Origin of the sequence: Chryseobacterium sp. BGARF1 (assembly GCF_001677955.1) — a bacterium.
Classification (GTDB): Bacteria; Bacteroidota; Bacteroidia; order Flavobacteriales; family Weeksellaceae; genus Chryseobacterium.
The window spans coordinates 23,304-42,228 of record NZ_LELA01000033.1 but is presented as its reverse complement, the minus strand read 5'-3'; the positions used below and the strand labels follow the sequence as shown (position 1 = coordinate 42,228).

General features: G+C 31.7%; 17 protein-coding genes. 10 read left to right on the top strand and 7 right to left on the bottom strand.

Annotated features, from left to right (window positions below; translation table 11 throughout):
• Window positions 1–460 precede the first annotated feature (460 nt).
• The gene (locus AB671_RS05695; RefSeq protein ID WP_066674456.1) at window positions 461–757 is read left to right on the top strand and encodes a hypothetical protein; all 297 of its coding nucleotides are present in this window, start codon (window positions 461–463) and stop codon (window positions 755–757) included.
• A gap of 79 nt (window positions 758–836) precedes the next feature.
• On the opposite strand, the gene AB671_RS22195 is transcribed toward AB671_RS05695, so the two are convergent.
• Entirely contained in the window at window positions 837–992 is a 156-nt protein-coding gene (locus AB671_RS22195) for a hypothetical protein (RefSeq protein ID WP_157444138.1), read from the bottom strand.
• Between the two features lie 85 nt (window positions 993–1,077).
• Between AB671_RS22195 and AB671_RS05690 the strand changes: the two genes are divergently transcribed.
• The 9 genes from AB671_RS05690 (at window position 1,078) to AB671_RS05645 (ending at window position 11,406) form a co-directional block, all read left to right on the top strand.
• The gene (locus tag AB671_RS05690) at window positions 1,078–2,250 is read left to right on the top strand and encodes a restriction endonuclease (RefSeq protein ID WP_066674459.1); all 1,173 of its coding nucleotides are present in this window, start codon (window positions 1,078–1,080) and stop codon (window positions 2,248–2,250) included.
• A 46-nt stretch (window positions 2,251–2,296) separates the two neighbouring features.
• The gene (locus tag AB671_RS05685) at window positions 2,297–3,235 is read left to right on the top strand and encodes an RES domain-containing protein (RefSeq protein WP_066674461.1); all 939 of its coding nucleotides are present in this window, start codon (window positions 2,297–2,299) and stop codon (window positions 3,233–3,235) included.
• A 173-nt stretch (window positions 3,236–3,408) separates the two neighbouring features.
• Window positions 3,409–4,272, top strand: a complete 864-nt coding sequence (locus AB671_RS05680; RefSeq protein WP_066674463.1) for a hypothetical protein — start codon at window positions 3,409–3,411, stop codon at window positions 4,270–4,272.
• Between the two features lie 34 nt (window positions 4,273–4,306).
• Window positions 4,307–5,341, top strand: coding sequence for a hypothetical protein (locus tag AB671_RS05675; RefSeq protein WP_066674465.1), 1,035 nt, complete (start codon window positions 4,307–4,309; stop codon window positions 5,339–5,341).
• Between the two features lie 76 nt (window positions 5,342–5,417).
• Window positions 5,418–6,320 (top strand): bacteriophage abortive infection AbiH family protein, encoded by a 903-nt coding sequence (locus tag AB671_RS05670; protein WP_066674468.1) that lies wholly within the window; start codon window positions 5,418–5,420, stop codon window positions 6,318–6,320.
• 614 nt (window positions 6,321–6,934) lie between these two features.
• Window positions 6,935–7,621, top strand: a complete 687-nt coding sequence (locus AB671_RS05660; RefSeq protein ID WP_066674474.1) for a HEPN domain-containing protein — start codon at window positions 6,935–6,937, stop codon at window positions 7,619–7,621.
• 70 nt (window positions 7,622–7,691) lie between these two features.
• Window positions 7,692–9,023, top strand: coding sequence for a hypothetical protein (locus tag AB671_RS05655; RefSeq protein WP_066674477.1), 1,332 nt, complete (start codon window positions 7,692–7,694; stop codon window positions 9,021–9,023).
• 61 nt (window positions 9,024–9,084) lie between these two features.
• The gene (locus tag AB671_RS05650) at window positions 9,085–10,041 is read left to right on the top strand and encodes a restriction endonuclease (RefSeq protein ID WP_066674480.1); all 957 of its coding nucleotides are present in this window, start codon (window positions 9,085–9,087) and stop codon (window positions 10,039–10,041) included.
• 372 nt (window positions 10,042–10,413) lie between these two features.
• Window positions 10,414–11,406, top strand: coding sequence for a DUF2971 domain-containing protein (locus tag AB671_RS05645; protein WP_066674482.1), 993 nt, complete (start codon window positions 10,414–10,416; stop codon window positions 11,404–11,406).
• A gap of 53 nt (window positions 11,407–11,459) precedes the next feature.
• Here AB671_RS05645 and AB671_RS05640 read toward each other — a convergent pair whose 3' ends face one another.
• The 6 genes from AB671_RS05640 to AB671_RS05615 form a co-directional block, all read right to left on the bottom strand.
• Complete coding sequence (locus tag AB671_RS05640) at window positions 11,460–12,296, bottom strand: hypothetical protein (RefSeq protein ID WP_066674485.1); 837 nt, start codon at window positions 12,294–12,296, stop codon at window positions 11,460–11,462.
• A gap of 151 nt (window positions 12,297–12,447) precedes the next feature.
• Window positions 12,448–13,956 carry an ATP-binding protein gene (locus AB671_RS05635; protein ID WP_066674487.1) on the bottom strand — a complete coding sequence of 503 codons (1,509 nt, stop codon included), beginning with the start codon at window positions 13,954–13,956 and terminating at the stop codon, window positions 12,448–12,450.
• Window positions 13,946–14,491, bottom strand: a complete 546-nt coding sequence (locus AB671_RS05630) for a DUF4062 domain-containing protein (protein WP_185114055.1) — start codon at window positions 14,489–14,491, stop codon at window positions 13,946–13,948. Before AB671_RS05630 ends, AB671_RS05635 begins: the two co-directional genes overlap by 11 nt.
• 74 nt (window positions 14,492–14,565) lie before the next feature.
• Window positions 14,566–16,683, bottom strand: coding sequence for a type IA DNA topoisomerase (locus AB671_RS05625; protein WP_066674493.1), 2,118 nt, complete (start codon window positions 16,681–16,683; stop codon window positions 14,566–14,568).
• Window positions 16,684–16,734: 51 nt separating this feature from the next.
• Window positions 16,735–18,189: a DUF3945 domain-containing protein gene (locus AB671_RS05620; RefSeq protein ID WP_066674496.1), complete on the bottom strand. Its 1,455-nt coding sequence runs from the start codon at window positions 18,187–18,189 to the stop codon at window positions 16,735–16,737.
• A gap of 105 nt (window positions 18,190–18,294) precedes the next feature.
• Window positions 18,295–18,576: a helix-turn-helix domain-containing protein gene (locus AB671_RS05615; RefSeq protein ID WP_066674499.1), complete on the bottom strand. Its 282-nt coding sequence runs from the start codon at window positions 18,574–18,576 to the stop codon at window positions 18,295–18,297.
• Window positions 18,577–18,925: the final 349 nt, after the last annotated feature.

The following is an 18,925-nucleotide window of genomic DNA, read 5'->3' as shown; positions in this document are numbered from 1 at the left end:
CAGTGACCGCAAGGCACCGGAAAGAATTTAATATGAATGAAATCTGTGTCCCAAGTTGGCATTTTATTGCCTCAATAGGTTGTACCCTCCTATTGTATCGTGCATGATACTATTTTGTAAGCAGGGCTTAGATTGTAATGTAGAAATGAGCGAACAGCATTGAAAAAAGACGGCATGGAACTCTACATTATCCGACTTGAGGTACTGGTATACCGTGCAACAGATAAGAGGAAGAGACCCACGCCTAGGTCGTGAGCCGCAAACTTATCCTCTCGCTGCTTTTAAAGTACCAGTTTTCAAGTCGAGATTCTAAGCAATAGCTTCATTAATTTCTTTGAAGTATCGCAAATTTACTTTAATAAGTAAACATTTCCAAATATAATAAAAAAAAGCAAATCATTCGCTTTAGCGAACAGTATTTTTTATATTATTTTATTTTTTTGATCTAGATTAAGATTTGATGCTAGATAAAGAAGTTTTAAACAATAAGAATGCACTTGTGAATAAGCACCTGTGTAATTTTATCGAAAGTAAATTCCTACGTGAGTATCATAACCAAAAAGGCGAAGTCATTTCACAAAATGAATATGCTAAGCTTTGTGGAATAACGTCGTCTACAATTTCTAAACTAAAATTACCGGAAGGTTATAATATTCCCATGTCAACTATTTATAATGTTCTTAGACATGAGCAATATTCCTTAGAACAGTTCTTTAAAGAATTCGAAAATGCCAAAGGCATCAATATTCCAGATTAGAATCTAAACTTCAGATTTTACATTATTTGGTAATTTCATTATAATACCTATCAGAACATTGTTGTAAAACCTCTTCTGTTTATTTTAATAGATTAGCTTTTTGTTGCAATGCTATCTCCTTTTGTTTTAATGTTTCCTTAGAAGTGTCGAGCTTTGTATAGCTTTGATAAAGTAGTACAGACAAAGTAATGATTAAGATTGTTGCAATTGCGCTGTAGATTTTTAGTGTTTTCATATTTGTGGTTTTTGTAAATATAGTAAAAATCACAGATATCTAGAGGATGTGATAAATTTGTATATTTGAAATACAAATTTTATTCATGATCGTTAATTTTGCTGATATTCCACCGTCAAATAAAGGTGGTAAATACCAAGATTTTTTTGAACAATTCGCATGTGCATTTTTAGAAGCAAAAGGTTTTGAAATAGTCCAAAGACCTGATAGAGGTCCCGACGGGAAAAAAGATTTGTTGGTCAAGGAAATACAAAAAGGTTTTAGCGGAACATCTGAAACAATGTGGCTAGTGAGTTGCAAGCATAAAGCGCATTCAAACAGATCGGTTACTGATACCGATGAACCAGATATTTCTGACAGAGTAAAGAAATTTGATTGTGATGGCTTCATAGGATTTTACTCTACAATTGCTTCTTCAGGACTATCGAATAAACTCCAAAGTCTAAAAAATAATAGTAAAGGTTTTAAATATATTATTTATGACAATGCAAGAATTTCAAGTGAGCTACTTACGATGAACCAATCTGCAGCGATAATTGCAAATTTTTTTCCAAATTCTTATGATAAATACAGGCAGTTAAATATTAAAAATGATTTTTCTAAGACAACCTTCGATTATGAGACTAACTTAGCTGTTGTTAAAACTGCGCTGATCATTTTGAAAATTGATAAAATAGAAGACAAGTTCAATAGTAAATCTATAAAGAAAAAAATTAAATTACTCAAGAAATTACTCAAATTTTATAAACACAGAAACGAAGAAATAGCTCATTCAGTACTAGATTTTTTGTATTCTGTATCTCAATCCATTAGAAGCTCCGAGAGCATAAAAGTTTCCGAAGAAATTAATTCTTTAGTTTACACATATTTTCCTAGCTCGAGAGATTATGATTCAGAAAGATTAGTTGAAAATGGAAAAACAGGCGTTCATCTTGCTTATAACCTAATCTATGACTCTTTTATATGGATTGATAATTTCCAGATTGCTATTAATGGTCTTTTAATCTGGAAATATATTTATAGATTCGCTAAAGAACACGATATTAAGGAACTAATTAAAGAAGTTGATCTATACTATAAATTTTTAGAAGATACTTTAAACAGACCAGAAAGGAAAGATTTAGAAAACGCCCGCAAATTAGTAAATATCTTCAAAAATGATTTAGATCGTCCTAGTATGGATTATCCAGATATACCATCAGATTTATATAGAATCATTTTAGAATCTAAAGATGGCATTACAGCAAAACCTGATTAACTAAATTTAAATTACTAAAAAGTAAATATCAAAAAACTAATAAGCAATGCAAATAGAAAAAATTATAGAAGACCTTCAGAGTTTGGATCTTTCTACTTATCCTGAAAAAGAAATAAAATACCTCTTAAGTCAAATCGGAATCATTTGTTCTATGCAAGTTAATTTCCATGCTGGAAAAATTGTAATGAGAGCCCGTCCCCATGAATCTGAGGACATCAGATACAGAACAAAAGGTGACTTTTCTTACAAACCTCAGAAATTTAATAAAACGTATCAAAGGGCGAGTACCCCATATCAGACAATGTTCTATGCAACGGCTGTACCGGATAAACCCGAACCTGGAGAACTTGACAATCTGAGAATTATAGGAGTAACTGAATCTATTCCGCAACTAAGAGATAAATCTTCTAGTCTGTACAAAAAAATTTCATTTGGAAAATGGCAAGTTGTTGAGGATTTAAAGCTATTGTCAATTATTCATGAAGATAATTATTTTGAAGAAAGTAGTTATACCCGAGAACTTGTATATTCTTATAATTCAGCTACTCAAAATATTCCACAAGAGATTTTGAATAAAGTACCTGACATTATTCAAAAGTCTTTAAAAATTCAGACATTTTTAGCAAAGCAATTCTCAAAAGAAAATATTTCTGCTGATTATGACTATATGATTTCCGCAATTTTTTCAGAGATTGCCATAAAACAGGGATTTGATGGCATTTTCTATCCAAGTGTTAGAGTGAATGGTCAAGGATTTAACATTGCAATTACTCCAGAAGCTACTAAAAAACTTAAGCTCGTGGTTGCGGGCGAATGTTCCTTATATAAGCATAAAGATCATGCTGTAGTCGGTAATGATGCTGTGATAGAACTTAATAATAATGAAGATGAGTTTGATTTAATTGACCTTCCTAATAATCATCAGTTAGAGTGTTTAAAACAGATTAAACTAAATTCTCTAGATGAATTAAAAAATTATTGTTAATCCCTTTAAATGGTAGTGCAATGATGTGAGCAATTACGTCTGTTAAAGCTACTTGAAAATTCTGTTGCAAAAACTAATTATCGATTAATACTATAATAAATTTTCACATCCATTGTATTGATAATCAAAAAGTGCTTTTATTTTATTATTTTTTATCCCTAAAAACTTTAACTATGAATACTACAAATACATACTATGTTCTTTGTAAAAATTGGAATTTTAATTTAGACCAATGGACTATATTTATTGGAATTTCTACTATAATCATTGGACTAGTTGGTTTCAGCGTCGCTTTTATATTATATTTTAAACAAAGAAGAGATGCTGCTCAAGATGCATTTGATTTTTTTATCAACTCGCTTCCGAATTTAAATCAAGCTGTTAAAGCCACTATAGAAAATCTACAGGATTTTGTAGCCAGTTTACAAAGTGGCGATTTTAAAAATCCAGTTATTCCAACCTCATTAAATAATAATATTATCGACAAGATCAATTTAGTTGATCTTAAAAGACATATTACAAAAAATGACACTGCTAAAATTCCAGTTCTTGAACAGTTTTTAATTGATTCGGATTTCTTTGGTACCTATCAAAATTATTTTACTAATGAACTGAATTTCTTTCGACAAAGATATTTGGATAAAGAGCAAATTTATTCTACTTGGCAACTTCTTCGTTCAAACGTGTTTTTTTCGAGCATAACGGATGAACATGAAGAGGAGCGATATAAAGATTTTTATTCTAACTGGGTAAACGAACTTCATCAAGATAGAGAGGTGTTCAATTTTGTGGGAGATCAACCAACCTCATTAAAAAGTAGAAAGTTTTTGGTGGAAAATCATATACGTCCTCTAGCCCAAAATATTTTTCCATTCATTGAAAAAAGTGAAAAAGCGAATAATGTCAATTTATTGGCAAACCAAATAAATTCTGCTTATCTGGATATGGATTCCATTACTTCTAAACTTATTGAGGTTTTTAATAAGGATATTAGAAAATTTGCGGATGTATCTCGTAACATTGAAAACCTTTTATAATTATTAAACATTTCCAAAATAAACTAATAACTACATGATTGAAAAATTTAATACTCTGAAGCTTTCAGACAATCACTATTTGCAAATTGCCAAAGATTCCGGCAATAATTATTTTGATGAATTTATGGAATCCGTCTCAAAAGTTAAAAACTACATGTCTTCTAAAGATTTTAAAATACTTTGGGATGATAAAATGCAGCTGAACAAAGCGAAATTTGATGAAAAAGCTTTTATTCAGTCAGCTTGCGAGTTGTCCGTAGCAACTTATTTTTGTGAAAAAGAAGATTTTAAGGTTGAAGTAAAAGTGAATCCTGAAAATAAAAAGGATATCGATGTTCAATTTAAATCTCATGGCTTTACTTATAATGTAGAAGTTAAGTGCGCTACTTTCGAAGATAAGGAAAAGGTGCAAAAATCTGATTATTATAAATATCTGTCATCAGGTAGATTTGATAATATGATAGGTGTGATGGGGTTTATTTCAAATTCTATTGATGAAGGATCGACCAATAAAGGAGAGCCACTAAAACCACACAAAATACTGAAAAATATGGACAATAATCTTAAGGATTTTTTAGAGTCTGCTCATCAGAAATTTAATCCTGATTCAGACGAAAATGAAATCAATATTTTACTTGTAGGTTGTGATGATCCAGCAGATATGCAAAGCTGGGTTGGCTATCTTTATGCGTCCCAAGGATTGTTTACTAAGGACTCTTTTCAGAGTAAAGATAAGTATAGTAATGTTGATATGGTGTTGTTTACTAATCTGTATTTTAAGCACAAAGATTTTAATAAAAAGAAAATTGAAAATTCTTGGAATTTAGTTCAAACATTAAATTTAAGTTTTGTAAGTCCTTACAGAAAAAAGGATAAAAAAGCTGGGATATTAAATTTTCGAAGCGAAATGAATAATTATAACGACCAGATTGCTCAGTTTGAAGTTCCTGGCAATGCACCCTATCATGTAAAAGAGATTGTAAGAATTACATATTTCGTTCGTGAATTTTTAGAACAAAAACAAGGTATTTACCTTTTTGAAAAAAATATGACTGGGACGGTTGAGTAATGTAAAGAATCCATCTAGTATTGCACAGTGTGTTTACATTACTTAGCTTTACAAATACCTGATTAAAAATTAATATATGAATACACTTTATATTATAGGAAACGGATTCGATAGATATCACAATTTACCAACTACCTATAGTGATTTTCACTTATTTGTTATTGAAAATAATCAAGATTTAGAAAATATTTTTGAAGAATATTTTACCTTAACTACAAAACAAAACTCTGATAAGAAATATTTGTGGTCAAACTTTGAATATGATTTAGGCACATTCAATTGGAAAGCTTTCTTTGCTGAAATAAATAATATTGATGTACTGCACGAGAATTTCAACCCAAGTTCATTGTTTGGTCTTGAAGATGAACTGGAAGAGGAGACAGAAATTTTAGTGAATAAAATCAGAGAGGCATTCGAAGATTGGTTGATTGATCTCAATCTCGAATCAACCAAAAGAAAACTTGATTTAGAAGAAACCTCTGTTTTCCTTACCTTTAATTACACTATGACACTGGAGGAAGTCTATCAAATCCCAAGTGACAAAATACTTCATATCCACGGTGATGTTGAAAATGATCAGGGAAGCATGATATTCGGTCACAACAAAAACTTAAAGTCACAACCCCTCTTTGATGAAAATGGTGAAAGCACCAGAACTCCGTTTTCAGATTCAGAAGCTAATGCTCAACAACCTTTTTTTGGATTGAAAAAACCAGTAAAAGATACTATTCACATACATGAAAGCTTCTTTAAAAGCCTAAAAGACATCAATGAGATTATAATATTAGGACATTCTCTTAATTCTATCGATATGCCTTACTTTAGATTGATAAAAAAACACTGCATTGAAACAGTACAATGGAAAGTCAGTTATTACAGTAATGACGATAAAACAACCTTTCTTAAGAGTCTTAAAAAGATTGGAATTGATGAAAGCAGAATAGAATTTTTCAAAATGTCTGACTATGATGTGTTATAGCAAATATTCAAATTACTGATTATTATGGAATATACTTTCAGTGGGAAAATTTACAAAGTTTCCAAGTTCAAAACCTTTCTGACAAATCAATCTAAAAGTCAATTAAATTTTAAAGTTAGATCAACTCTATCAACAACATTCTGATCATTTGCTTGAACTCATTATCAAAAGTAATGTTTCTTACTCTGATGAATATGATAGTTGAAAAATCTACTGAAATAATGAAATTATTTACCAGTGAAAGTCCAAAGTTATTAAATCAAAGTTGGCTAACGTTTGGAATATCTTTACAAGCAGAGTTCGATATTAATAATTTAATAGATAATCTTTACACACTGATCTGTAGCATTAAATCTGAAACAGTAGACGTTAAGGGAAATGCTGTTTGAGATCAAATAAAATAATGTGATAATAAAATCTTAATTTAAGAAACCCGAAGATTATAGAAACAAAACTATATCTCTACCGATACAAATCAACAATTTTGTCATATTTGACAATTACATCACTATTTTTCTGTAAATTATAATAAACTTTAAAACTACGCAAATACACTGCATACTTAAGCCTTTATTTTGTAATTATATATTTAAAATCTCCCATAAAGTTTAATTATGAATGACTTAATAAAATTAGCCACAGTCGATTTAAAAAGTGCAGAATTACTGTTTCAACTACAGATATTCCATAATGCTATATATTTTTATCATCAGGCTGTAGAAAAGGCAGTGAAATATTTGGGCTTGCAGATAGGCATAATTGACAATAATGCTTTAAAGAAAATAGGACATGAACCCATTAAAGTTTTTAAGATATTAGATGAGGTGGAAAAGGTTTTTCACAACGAAGAGCTTACTGAATTTGTATCCTTAATAAAAAAATTAACTGACGAGCAACTAGTTAATAAAACTTTATTAGAAATTGAGCAAAGTACTCAAAATCTGTACGAACTGGATTTTAACTTGTCGTATTTTCAGAATCTTCGCATATATATTGCTGATAAAGATTTCCCTCAAAAAGACATCATATCAACAATTGAAGAAAACAGTTATTATAATAAAATGGCAAAGGAATTTTTTAATCAACTAAATGTCGGTGCTGTTATTATCAGAATGCTATTCTTAAATTCATGTCTCTGCTCAAAGTATAAGCTAGATAGTTACAGGTATAACAGCGAAAAAATTGAAAATCCTGTAGATTATTTTTCTGAGACTAATCCTATCGTTTTAAAATTAGATATTTTCATTAAGTCGTTAGCTATATGTTTATCACAGATAGAAAATATAAATTGGAAAAATTGAAATTTAGGTAAAATTTTAGAGCGTCTACCATATTTTGTAAATTCATTTTAAGTAAAATTACTTTTATATCATGAGTGATAAAATTGAAGATAATTCGTCATTTGAAGAGTTCAGAAATAATTTAAAGGGAGTAAAGCCAATTAAGAAAATTGCATCATTTTTAGCTCCTTTCAGTTCAACAGCGAAAGGAATTTTGCATGACCTGAAATATTTTGATGATATTGAAAAGCAGTTTGAAGAAATTTCTAAAAGTCCTGACCAATTCAATCATTACTTCAGCGAATTAGGTTGGATTGCTCATGAATCTGGTAATCACAATCTTATATTAGAATGCATTAGTTTAGCAAAAGCTGATAATATTAAAGCGGCTGAAGAGAAACTTGCCGATCATTACACTACTCAGGAAATGCAATGGTTAGTGAAAGCAACTTATGGTGTTCCTGAGTTTAAAATCCGTAATAGTTTGATTAATGCAGCCTACGAAGATACTAAAGCCAAAAGATTTCACTCAGCTATTCCCCTACTACTGATGATTATTGATGGTACTGTCAATGATCTCAGTAAAAGTAAAGGTTTTTTTGCTGAAAACACAGATTTGACCGCCTGGGATTCTATAGCGGCACATAGTTCAGGTCTCAGCAAGCTTAGAGATATTTTAAATGTCACACGAAAGGCAACAACTACTGAAGAAATATTTTTCCCCTACCGTAATGGAATATTGCACGGGAGAGACCTTTCTTATGCTAATAAATATGTTGCAGGTAAAGCATGGCTAACATTATTCGCTATTAATGATTGGGCTAAAGCTTTACAAAAAAATAAAAAAAAACCACCAAAAGAAACTAAGAAAACTACTCTTAGAGAGGCATTTTCAGACTTGAAAAACACTACTATTAACTATAGAATTCAAAAAGAAAAACGTGCTGAAACTGACAAATATATGGATTATTGGAAATCTAGAAACCCTATGTTAAATGTCGATTTCCCCTCAAATGGAATAATTGAAGATTATGCAGAATTTACCCCAGAGCGTGATGCTGTACTATTTTTAACCAACTGGCTGAATAAAAATTATGGTCTGATGGCAAAACAGATATTTTTATTTTCTGATGATTTTAATATCGGTAAAGAAGCCGGAAGAATTCGAAAAGTTTTTGAAACAAAAAACCTGAAAACTTTCGAAATATTATCGGTTGAACATCAGGCGCCTGCAATTGCACAAGTCGTTGTGAAAGTGATGGTATCATTTAATAATATTGAGTATTGCAAAGAAATACTTTTAAGAATGCTTTACCAGAGCGAGCAACGTGAGAATATGGTTTACGGTCAACCCGGAGGTATATGGAGATATATGGATTCTTTATTTTTTCATAAAATCGAAATGCTGGATTGTGATTTTTAAATTTTAATATTATAATTGTGTAAATCTTACTTATTTTTAAAATTGGCAATAGACGTTATTTATGACACCCACCGTAAAAGATCAACTTGTTCGCGACATTCTTGTTTTAGAGAATTCTATAACAAGCCCGAAGGATGACCGTGAAATTTGCTTTACATTTCATCAGGTTATTTCAAAGCTTTTAGCCAACGATGGTTTTAAAACTATTCTTAATCCAAGCACTGATAGAAGTAACTTCGACTTTATGTGTTTCAAAGAGAATTCACGTGACAGAATATGTATTTCTCTCCAGAACACTGATAAAAATGTTAGAGAGGAACGAGTTCATGAGAGAGTCTCGTTTGCTTTCAACTATCCTTACGATCGTCTTATAATGTTCGCTCCTGCAGGATTTTCAAATTCGTGTTACCGTTTTGTAAATATTTCAGATCCATTAAAAGTAGAACTGTTAACCTTAGATGACCTTAAGTCTTGGACATCTAAAATAGAAATAGAAACTGAGAATGATACGCGGGATTATGAAGATATTATTAAAATTCTAAGCAAAACATTTATTGAGAAAATTGCTGAAGATTCTAACTTTCTTTTGAAAGTAGAATGGAGAGAATTAGAAAAAATGATTGCAGAAGTTTTTGAAGGCTTAGCATTTGAGGTAAAGCTGACACCTTCGAGCAAAGATGGTGGGAAAGATCTGATTCTACAAATAAACAAAAGAGGAATTGCAAAAAGGTACTTGGTTGAAATTAAACATTGGAAGTCCCAGAAGCTGGGTCAAAAGTATGTAAAAGAATTTTTGAAAGTAATTTGTAATGAAACGCAGGAAAGCGGATTATTGTTATCGACTTTCGGCTTCAGTGTCAATGCTTTCGAAGGTTTAACCGAATTAGAAAGAAAAAAAATCAGATTTGGGACTGAAGATAAGATTGTCTCACTCTGTAAAACTTATTTAAAAGTAAAATCCGGAATCTGGACTCCCTTGGAAGATCTGGAACAAATACTTTTTGAAAAGACCTTTTAAAATTTTCGATTTACAAAGATTTTTCATTGATTACTAGTTCACGAGTAAATATCAACTAAACAAATAAATCTTTTTCAAATATCCAACAGAACAAAAGCTGAACATCTCGTTGATTTATTAAGAATTTTAGATTTAATACAAGGTGAATGTTCACTGTAAACATTTTAATTCTAATATAATAATTATTACAATAAATGTATTGATCTGAAAATTAAAATTTAGTTTTATAATACATTAATTCAGTCAAAGATGGAATTTTTATAAGAATATTTAGTAAAATTGATGTGGGAAAATTCGCACTCTATTATTGATAATGGCTTTAATTTTCTTAATTTTATAGTGTAACATTTTAGAAATTAGAGAAAAAAATCTATGGATAACAAAACCAAAATGACAAGTGGATTATGGAGAAATTTTGAACATGACCTTGCCAACATCATTCTGAAATATGCTTTTAAAGAAGAAAATCTTAATACCAATGAACCTCTTGGTAGAATCGTTTATCATTATGCCTCTTTACCGAGCTTCAGCGCAATTATTCAGTCTCAATCACTCTTTTGTACTAATTTGAATTATTTGAACGATAAAAAAGAGTTTAAATTCGGAGTTGAACAGGTTTTGAAAGTTATTGATAAATTACAGCTTGAAAATTATTCAGATTCAATTTTGAATGAGGTTAAGGAAAAAATTGAAGATTTTTATAAAACGGAACGTTTCGTAACTTGTTTTTCGAAAGAAGGTGATATGCTAAGTCAATGGAGAGCTTATGCAAATCAAGGAAAGGGAATTTCTATTGGATTCGATTTACACAGCCTCGAAGACTCAATTGAGCAGCCACTAAAAGGCTCACCGGTTTTATACAATAATCAAAAGCAACTGAAAACTATAGAAGATATTATTAAGATTATTATTGAAAACTATGAACAGATAAAAGATAGGTTTGACTGGAGTGATTATGGTTATGAAAGACTTGCAAGACTTTCAATCATTGATTTCCTGCATAGAATAGTATCCAGTTATAAGAGTGATGGCTTTGAAGAAGAAAAAGAATTCAGGCTGGAATATAGTATTGATGGAAATTTTGTTAAACATGGTGATGATGAAGTACTTTACAGAGCTACTGAAACAATGCTGGTACCCTATGTAATTCTGCAAAATAAATATTCAGAATACAAAAAACGTATTGCAGAAAGTGGCGATACGGTTGAGCATACGTTTATCAATAAAAAACTTCCCATTAAGGAAATTATTGTGGGTCCCTCTCTAGATTTTGATCTTACAAAGGCATCATTGCAAGGATTATTGAAAAAATTGGAATATGAAAATGTAATAATTAAAAAATCAAAGATTCCTTATCGAATATAGTGAAAGCTTGGTTTAAAGCTTTTGATAATGTCAGATTTTACCATTGTATTTTTTTAGACTGGATAATAGATACGCCATTTCTTGTCATATGATTTTTTCTTCATGTTATACTCCAGATAGAAATCAAATTCCTGCTCATACTCTAAAAAGGGTTCGAATTGACTTTCCTCATATCCTGATTGTTCCAGATAGTATCCTAAGGCCTGATGATATGGGTAAGTAAAATTCATTTTTGAATAATACTCAAACAATACTTCTGTATTAAGCTTTCCTTTTGCTGATTCAAAGGCTTTTAGCACACTGTGTGACCCTCCTGCATAAAATGGACGGACTGTGCAATCTATTAATGTTCTTTCTAGATCAGCAATAAAATATTGTTGAGATTTCTTGACTCCTATATTATCTTGAAACTGCCCGGTAATAATATTGATTTGATGACCTTTTAGCACTCTCTTATTTGTTGCTAATCTTGGATCTTTTTTAAATGATGCATCTATTGAATGCTGTGTCAACACATTTTCTGATTGCTGGTCATAAGGCTTCCTTTCTTTGACCATAAAAATATCATATGAAAGTTCTTCTACTAATGAATGAATGTATAATGAAGTTTGGTAGCTGAAAAAAGAAATTCTGGAGACAGCCGAATATATTTCTAAAATATCCACATCAGTGCTGAAACAATATAGATTAGGAGTTCCTAAAATTTTTTCTTTAACAAATTTATTAATAACAAAATCCTTTACTTCTTCCCTCTTGCGACTTTTTAAACCTCTACTGTCTTTAATCACAGAAATGACATCATTGAGTTCACTATCATTGATTACCGGGATAATGATCTTAGAAATATAGAATTCCATTGTGGGTAAATAATATTCTAAATCTTTAACCATAAATATAATTAATTAACTATCAACGACTTAACCATTAAATACAATTAACACGGCTTCAGAATTACATATATGTAATTCTGAAGCCAAAGTTATGTTATTTTTTTTAAAAAGTCAAATCTTTTTTTTCATGCTTAGAATCAAATTAAGTGCATCAATTATTATTTCTTACCGCATCAAATTGTTTTTTTAGTGCATCATTTAAAGTATATTCTCTATATTTATCTGAGCCTATTCTTGTAATTAAATTACCTGCGTTTAATAATAGAAGATCTCTTTGAATTGTTGCTCTGGAGCTGTTAAAGCGGGAAACCAGATCTTTTAGAGTAACTGAGTTTTCGGTATACATAAGTTTAACTGTATGTTTTAATCTAGTCTTTACTGCATCATTTACCGCATCATTTACTGCATCATTTACTGCATCATTTACTGCATCATCTACAGCATCATTAATAACATAAGCATCCTTACTATTATTAGCTCTATCTTCTGACTCGTTACCAGTATTAGCAACAGGACCGTAAAAAGTTAATACAACCTCATTGCTTTTATTAGTCCATTTAGGTTCTCTAAGCCCTGAAGCTTTACATTCTTCAATTATTTTAACTGTTCCACGTCCTAACTTATCAATATAACCCAATAAAAATACAATTTGTGCGATATCTGGATTTGCTGGAAATGAACGGTGATTTTTCTTTAAATCAGAAACCTTCATATCTTCAGGTAGATTACCACTATTTGCAATTACAAAAGAATCCGGATAAATTGAAATTGTCAGATGACTGTTAAACCTACTATAATCTCTGTGAATTAAGGCATTTATAATACCTTCTTGTAATGCCTTTTCAGGATATTGAAAATCAAAACGTCTCCATTCTTCATGTGAGAATATACTTTTTGTTCCCATACCAGAAACAAACTTTTCTAACTTTTCTCTGATAACAAATAAATTTCCTTCTAGTAGCTCATCTCTTACTAAGCTGTCTCCAGTTTTATTACTTGGATATTCAGTTAAGCGTACTCGGGTTTGCGGTAAAAACTGCCCAGGGTTTTTGGAAAAAAGTACAATACATGCATTAGAAAAGGATCCATTATTAAATAAACCGTAATGGCTTAAAAATTCTAATTCATCCTCTCCCTGATAACTGCTTCTATTGTTTACTTTAGCATCATTCATTACTGACTGTATACCTTTATGATCTAAATCTTCCCATTCAAAACCTAAAGAAGCCTGTCTCTCCCAATGAAGTTCACTTTTCTGGCGGTCATGTATTAATGCTGAAAGCTCTTTAGAGTCTGCTTTACTGGTATATTTTCCTTTTCTGTAATAGATATCACCATTAAATATATAAGGCTGTCTTGTTCCTTCCCAAACTTTAAATATTAAAAATGAATTACCATTGAATAATTCTTCGAAAACTTCAATAGGACTTTCCGGGATAATTGTATTTATTAGAAAAGACTTAATATCACTAAGATTGTATTGATTTGAAATACCTTTAAGTTTACCTGAATCAGTAACTCCGACAATTAAATTTCCTCCTTTATGATTTAATAGACTAGAAAGAGTTATAGCTATCTGATTTAAATCTAAATCTTCAAGAAATGCCAAGGTATCATTCTCTCCTTTTTGAACTAAATTTTTAAGATTACTATTTTCCATTTTTCAATTCATTTAAATCTTTTTCAAATCTTGGGTAATCTTCAAATAAAGTCTTAATAAACGGACTTCCATCTAATTCATACTTACTAAACTCCTGTGTCCACAATCTATTTTGTAAAGGAAGCCCATGTCCTATAGCTAAATTATACATTTCTATAACTTCTAAACTATCTAAAACAGTAGTTTTATCTAATTTGAACTCTGTTCTATTTCCATGTTCATCATACATAACTTTTCTAAGTAAAGTTCTTAAAAACGGAATATGAGAATGAGCTAAAAAACCTCTTGGTTTATTTAGCTCGACTGCTTTAGCAAACTCTTTATGAGTAATTCCTGATCCGTAATGTGGGAAAATAATTCCGAAAAAAAAATCGCACTCTTCTACAGCGGCTAAACAAGATTCTTCAGGAGACAGACCTGGTTTTGGATAAACAGTTCCCATATGCGAACAAAGAACCTGGTATCCAAAACGTACCAACGTAGCATATATTGATTCAATAATATGTTGACTACCATGCACAGTAGAAGATAACATTATTTTGATCTTAGGTTTGGTGGGCATATGTAACCGATAATATTAGTTTGTAACAAATATAAGTTAATTCTATATTATTTCTTTAAAATTGGATTTATGAATTCAAAAGACGTAGTTAGATCATCTTTCAAAACAATATAGGCATTAAAATTTTTACCGTTTTTACTCTTCATGTTTTTGATTAATGATGTTTTGTTTTGAGTTAATAATAACGTAAGATCTTTAATACTGAGTTGTACTCCGCATATCATTCTAAAGAGAATCCAATTACACTGTTCATCTGGGCATTTAACGATTTTCTCTTTGATGATAAGGTTGTGCTTTTGACATTTAGGGCATTTGAGTTCGGGAATATTTTTTTGGGGGATATTTAGCGATAAAAGTTCTTTGGTAATTTCTGCGGTATAATCTTTAATATTATTAATGAATTGTTTTGGATCGAGTTCATTTTTTTCGATTTGATTAAATGCCATCTCCCACTCTGCGGTCATCTGGACATTGGCAATTTTCTTGTCTTTTACTAGATGATAGACCTGTAAGCCTTTGTTGGTAGGAATCAGTGTTTTATTTTTTCTTGTGATATAATTTCTGTTGATCAATATTTCAATAATCGAAGCTCTAGTTGCAGGAGTGCCGATTCCGATACTGGCTAAGGCTTTTTGCTGTTCCTTGTCTTCGATATGTCTTCCTGCATTTTCCATGGCAGATAAAAGATCTGCTTCCGTAAAGAGTTTTGGAGGATAGGTCTGTTTTTCCAGCAGTTCTGTTTTTGAGATTTTTAGTTCCTCTCCTTTTTTGAACTCCGGAAGTTCCAAAAGCAAGAGTTTTGTATCATTGTCGGAATTATGAGTCTGGTTTGGATGAGTATCATCAGACAATATACCTTTGATAGCACGCCATCCTTTAATGAGTATTTTTGAACCTTTTATACTGAACTCATAGTGATGGACTTTGATTGTTACATGAGTAATTTGTTTGGAACAGTGCTCCGACAATGATTCTAATAATCGGTATACAATCATCTGATAAATAGATTTTTCACTGGCTGTTAAAGCGGATGGAATTTTTGTTGTGGGTAAAAGACCGTGATGATCTGTTACTTTCAGATCGTTGACGATACGTTTGTTGAAGTTTCCGAATTTTAGCGTAGTGATGGCTGATTTGAATGGATCAGTTTGCTTCAATATTCTAATCAATTCCGGGATTTCTGCCCAAAGATCTTGGGGAATATATTTGCTCCCGGTTCTTGGATAGGTAATAAATTTCTTTTCGTAAAGGCTTTGCGCAGTCTGCAAGACTTCATCAGCAGACAATCCAAGCTTTCTATTGGCTTCTTTTTGGAGTTCCGTCAAATCAAAAAGCAATGGAGCTGGTTCTTTTACACTACTGACTGATACATCTTCTACAGTCGCCCTTCCCTCCCTTTCTATGGATTTTTGAATTTGCTCTGTTGCCTTCTTATCATCCCACTGCTGATTGGAAAGACTTGTAAAATCCAAATAATCCTTTCGATGTTTTAGCCGGATTTGCCAATATTTCTTTTGCGTGAAATTTTGATGGTCTTCAAATCTTTTACAGATAAGAGAAAGTGTAGGTGTCTGAACCCTTCCCAAAGAATAGACATCTTTGTTAGCAGCAATGCTCAATGATTGGCTGGCATTGATTCCGACAAGCCAGTCTGCTTCGCTTCTTGCTTTAGCAGACCGATACAATCCGTCGAAATCTGAGCCGGGTTGCAATTTTTCAAAACCTTCACGAATGGCTCTTTCAGTCAATGAACTAATCCAAAGCCTTACAAAAGGCTTTTTGCATTTCAGATAATCGTAGATATATCGGAAAATCAGTTCGCCTTCCCTTCCAGCATCGGTAGCAACGATAATACTTGTACATTGGTTTATAACATATTGTATTACTTTCAACTGTTTTAAAGCGGATGGATCGGGCTGATAATAACTTGCTTTTTTGATTTTTCTTGGGATTACTATAAATGGGTTTGGAAAGATCGGTAAAGAGGCTTGTTCAAAGCCTCTTATACCATAATCTTCCGGCATTCCCAATGACACCAAATGACCCAATGCCCAGGTTACATAATAGCCGTTACCTTTGAGATAGCCGTCTTTTCTTTCATTTACGTGTAATATTTGGGCGATTTCTCTCGCAACACTGGGTTTTTCTACAATGATTGCTTTCATATTTTGGATTTGTTTATTTATTGATATTGATGTGATATGGATTGTTGGTAGCTACATTTTGCGTCCTTTAGATTTAGCAGGCTTATTCTGCTGATCTTCCTGCTGTTTGTTAGCCGGTTGCTGTTGCTTGGGCTGTAAAGGTTCTTTAAGATTCTTAGTAGCCTCATTTGTTTTACCATCAGAATTGACTGCCTTCTGGGTTTTATTGTCTTCTGAAGGTTGAGATTTTTCTTTAAGTTTGTTGGGATTGGTAAAAGAAAAATCTGTTTTGGAGGTTTCTTTGTTGAAAGTAATATAGCCTTGGTAAGCTTTGCCTTTGCCGTCTGCTAATCCATCTACATACACTGTTTCTCCTGCTTTGAATTTTTCATATTTTTTATCATCCAGTTCATGTCCTCTGAAAACTTTAGGTGCTTCCCCATCTTTGTTCTGAAACGTCTGACCGGATTGATTCTTCGGTTGAGTCAGTTGCTGTGACTGATTATTGTTGAATAAAAATTCTACATAACGCTTGTCTGCATTGAACTGAACGGTAGCATTGAACAATTCTCCTTTTTTTGAGGTCATGCCTTCGAGATAAAGAGGTTTGCCTTCAGATAATATCTGTTGCTGATGTTCATCGAGCTTGAAACCTTTAATCTCATCAGGGATTTTCATATACTCTGTTTTGTAAGCGACGAGCTCATTGGTCAGACGGTCACGGCTGATGATTGAAGGGATGATTTCATCGGTCTTTGGATTCACTAGATTGACTACCCTACCCATGTTTCCTGACTCTCTTAGGTTCTTTTTATCCTCTTCAGAGAACTCATGACCGAGAAATTTCAGATTGAGATTAGGTTCTTTACGGATTCCGTGCAGGTGAACGGCAACTTCTCCGTTATCGGCAGTTTGTAATGATAATCTTACATCCATCCTGCTTACAGCAGTTCCCAGATTAATGGTGATGGGAACCAAATTATTGGTTTTAAAACCCCTCAGTAAAGGATCTAAGGCATTCATCTTTTCCAGTTTTTCCTGATTGAGGCCGAATTTTTCCATCGTTTTCCAGTCGATCTGTTCCGGTTGAAAACGGTATTCCTGATTGTCTTTGTTGGTTTGTTCCATTGTATTGCTGTTTTTTATATTGTTGTTATTTTTTGTTGAAACGATATACTCTTTTAGTTTCTCCAATTCTGCAGGTGACGCCTGATCAATATACTGCTGGAGCTCTTTTGCCGTGTTGACAGCATCATATTCGGACACTTTGAAAAAATTGAAATGAGAAGGATTTTTTAACTGCCTGTAGAAATTGGAAAAGAAATTGGAGAAAACATCTCCATGTTTATCAACACGAATTAATTGTTCATTATCTTTTTTTTCTTCGGGAGGTAACTTTTGCAGATTGCCGTCTTTATCCACTCCCTTAACCATTTCCACAGTATTGGTATTGATATTAAGAACCAATAAAGTATCAGATACGGGTTTAAGATGGCTGACTTCCTGAGGCTTTATATCTTCTTCCATTGCATTTATTTATAGAAGTGAAAATAAAAGCTAGATTGAAAGATGGTTAAAGGTTGGCAGTCAACATATCTGTTTGGAAGTGGATGGTGTTGAACTTAACATCATTCATTTGCGCAGACTTTCTCTAATCAGTTGATGAACATCAGAAAGTTTGTAGTACAATTTTCCACTGATGGTATAGTAAGGGAGTTTTTTATCAGTACGGTAACGCTGTAATGATCGTGAACTTATTTTTAAGAGTTGCAGTACATCCTGATTATCAAGCAGTACCTCTCCGTCAATCTCAATGTATTTCGCTTGGTTAGATATGATTTGTTCTTTAAGAATGTCGAATCTTTCTAAGATTCTCTCCATCCACGCAATAAATTCTGTTCTTTCGATATTCATAACAATCAATTTTAATTGAATGATCAGATAATATTTGAATTGATAAGCTGATCATTTTTGTTTTTGTAAAATTGACTAACGTGAATCATATAAAATCACTACCTTTTCGTAGTACCGAAAATATTTTTGGTAATCAAATTTTTGAAATAGGAATAAAATACTTAAAAAGGTTCAAAAAAAACAAACTTATTAGTTATCATAAATTTTAAAACAAAGGCTTTTAGCACTTTTCAAATAGCTATTTGTTTTTATCTTTGAGTTAATATTAATAATAGATACAGAACTTCTTTAACAGTAGATTTGTTTATAAAAATATAATTTAACAGTGATCTAAATCAACAAATGATAG

Coding starts and splice junctions, on each gene's coding strand:
- AB671_RS05695 (WP_066674456.1), top strand. CDS start 461: ATGCTAGATAAAGAAGTTTTAAACAATAAGAATGCACTTGTGAATAAG.
- AB671_RS22195 (WP_157444138.1), bottom strand. CDS start 992: ATGAAAACACTAAAAATCTACAGCGCAATTGCAACAATCTTAATCATT.
- AB671_RS05690 (WP_066674459.1), top strand. CDS start 1,078: ATGATCGTTAATTTTGCTGATATTCCACCGTCAAATAAAGGTGGTAAA.
- AB671_RS05685 (WP_066674461.1), top strand. CDS start 2,297: ATGCAAATAGAAAAAATTATAGAAGACCTTCAGAGTTTGGATCTTTCT.
- AB671_RS05680 (WP_066674463.1), top strand. CDS start 3,409: ATGAATACTACAAATACATACTATGTTCTTTGTAAAAATTGGAATTTT.
- AB671_RS05675 (WP_066674465.1), top strand. CDS start 4,307: ATGATTGAAAAATTTAATACTCTGAAGCTTTCAGACAATCACTATTTG.
- AB671_RS05670 (WP_066674468.1), top strand. CDS start 5,418: ATGAATACACTTTATATTATAGGAAACGGATTCGATAGATATCACAAT.
- AB671_RS05660 (WP_066674474.1), top strand. CDS start 6,935: ATGAATGACTTAATAAAATTAGCCACAGTCGATTTAAAAAGTGCAGAA.
- AB671_RS05655 (WP_066674477.1), top strand. CDS start 7,692: ATGAGTGATAAAATTGAAGATAATTCGTCATTTGAAGAGTTCAGAAAT.
- AB671_RS05650 (WP_066674480.1), top strand. CDS start 9,085: ATGACACCCACCGTAAAAGATCAACTTGTTCGCGACATTCTTGTTTTA.
- AB671_RS05645 (WP_066674482.1), top strand. CDS start 10,414: ATGGATAACAAAACCAAAATGACAAGTGGATTATGGAGAAATTTTGAA.
- AB671_RS05640 (WP_066674485.1), bottom strand. CDS start 12,296: ATGGTTAAAGATTTAGAATATTATTTACCCACAATGGAATTCTATATT.
- AB671_RS05635 (WP_066674487.1), bottom strand. CDS start 13,956: ATGGAAAATAGTAATCTTAAAAATTTAGTTCAAAAAGGAGAGAATGAT.
- AB671_RS05630 (WP_185114055.1), bottom strand. CDS start 14,491: ATGTTATCTTCTACTGTGCATGGTAGTCAACATATTATTGAATCAATA.
- AB671_RS05625 (WP_066674493.1), bottom strand. CDS start 16,683: ATGAAAGCAATCATTGTAGAAAAACCCAGTGTTGCGAGAGAAATCGCC.
- AB671_RS05620 (WP_066674496.1), bottom strand. CDS start 18,189: ATGGAAGAAGATATAAAGCCTCAGGAAGTCAGCCATCTTAAACCCGTA.
- AB671_RS05615 (WP_066674499.1), bottom strand. CDS start 18,576: ATGAATATCGAAAGAACAGAATTTATTGCGTGGATGGAGAGAATCTTA.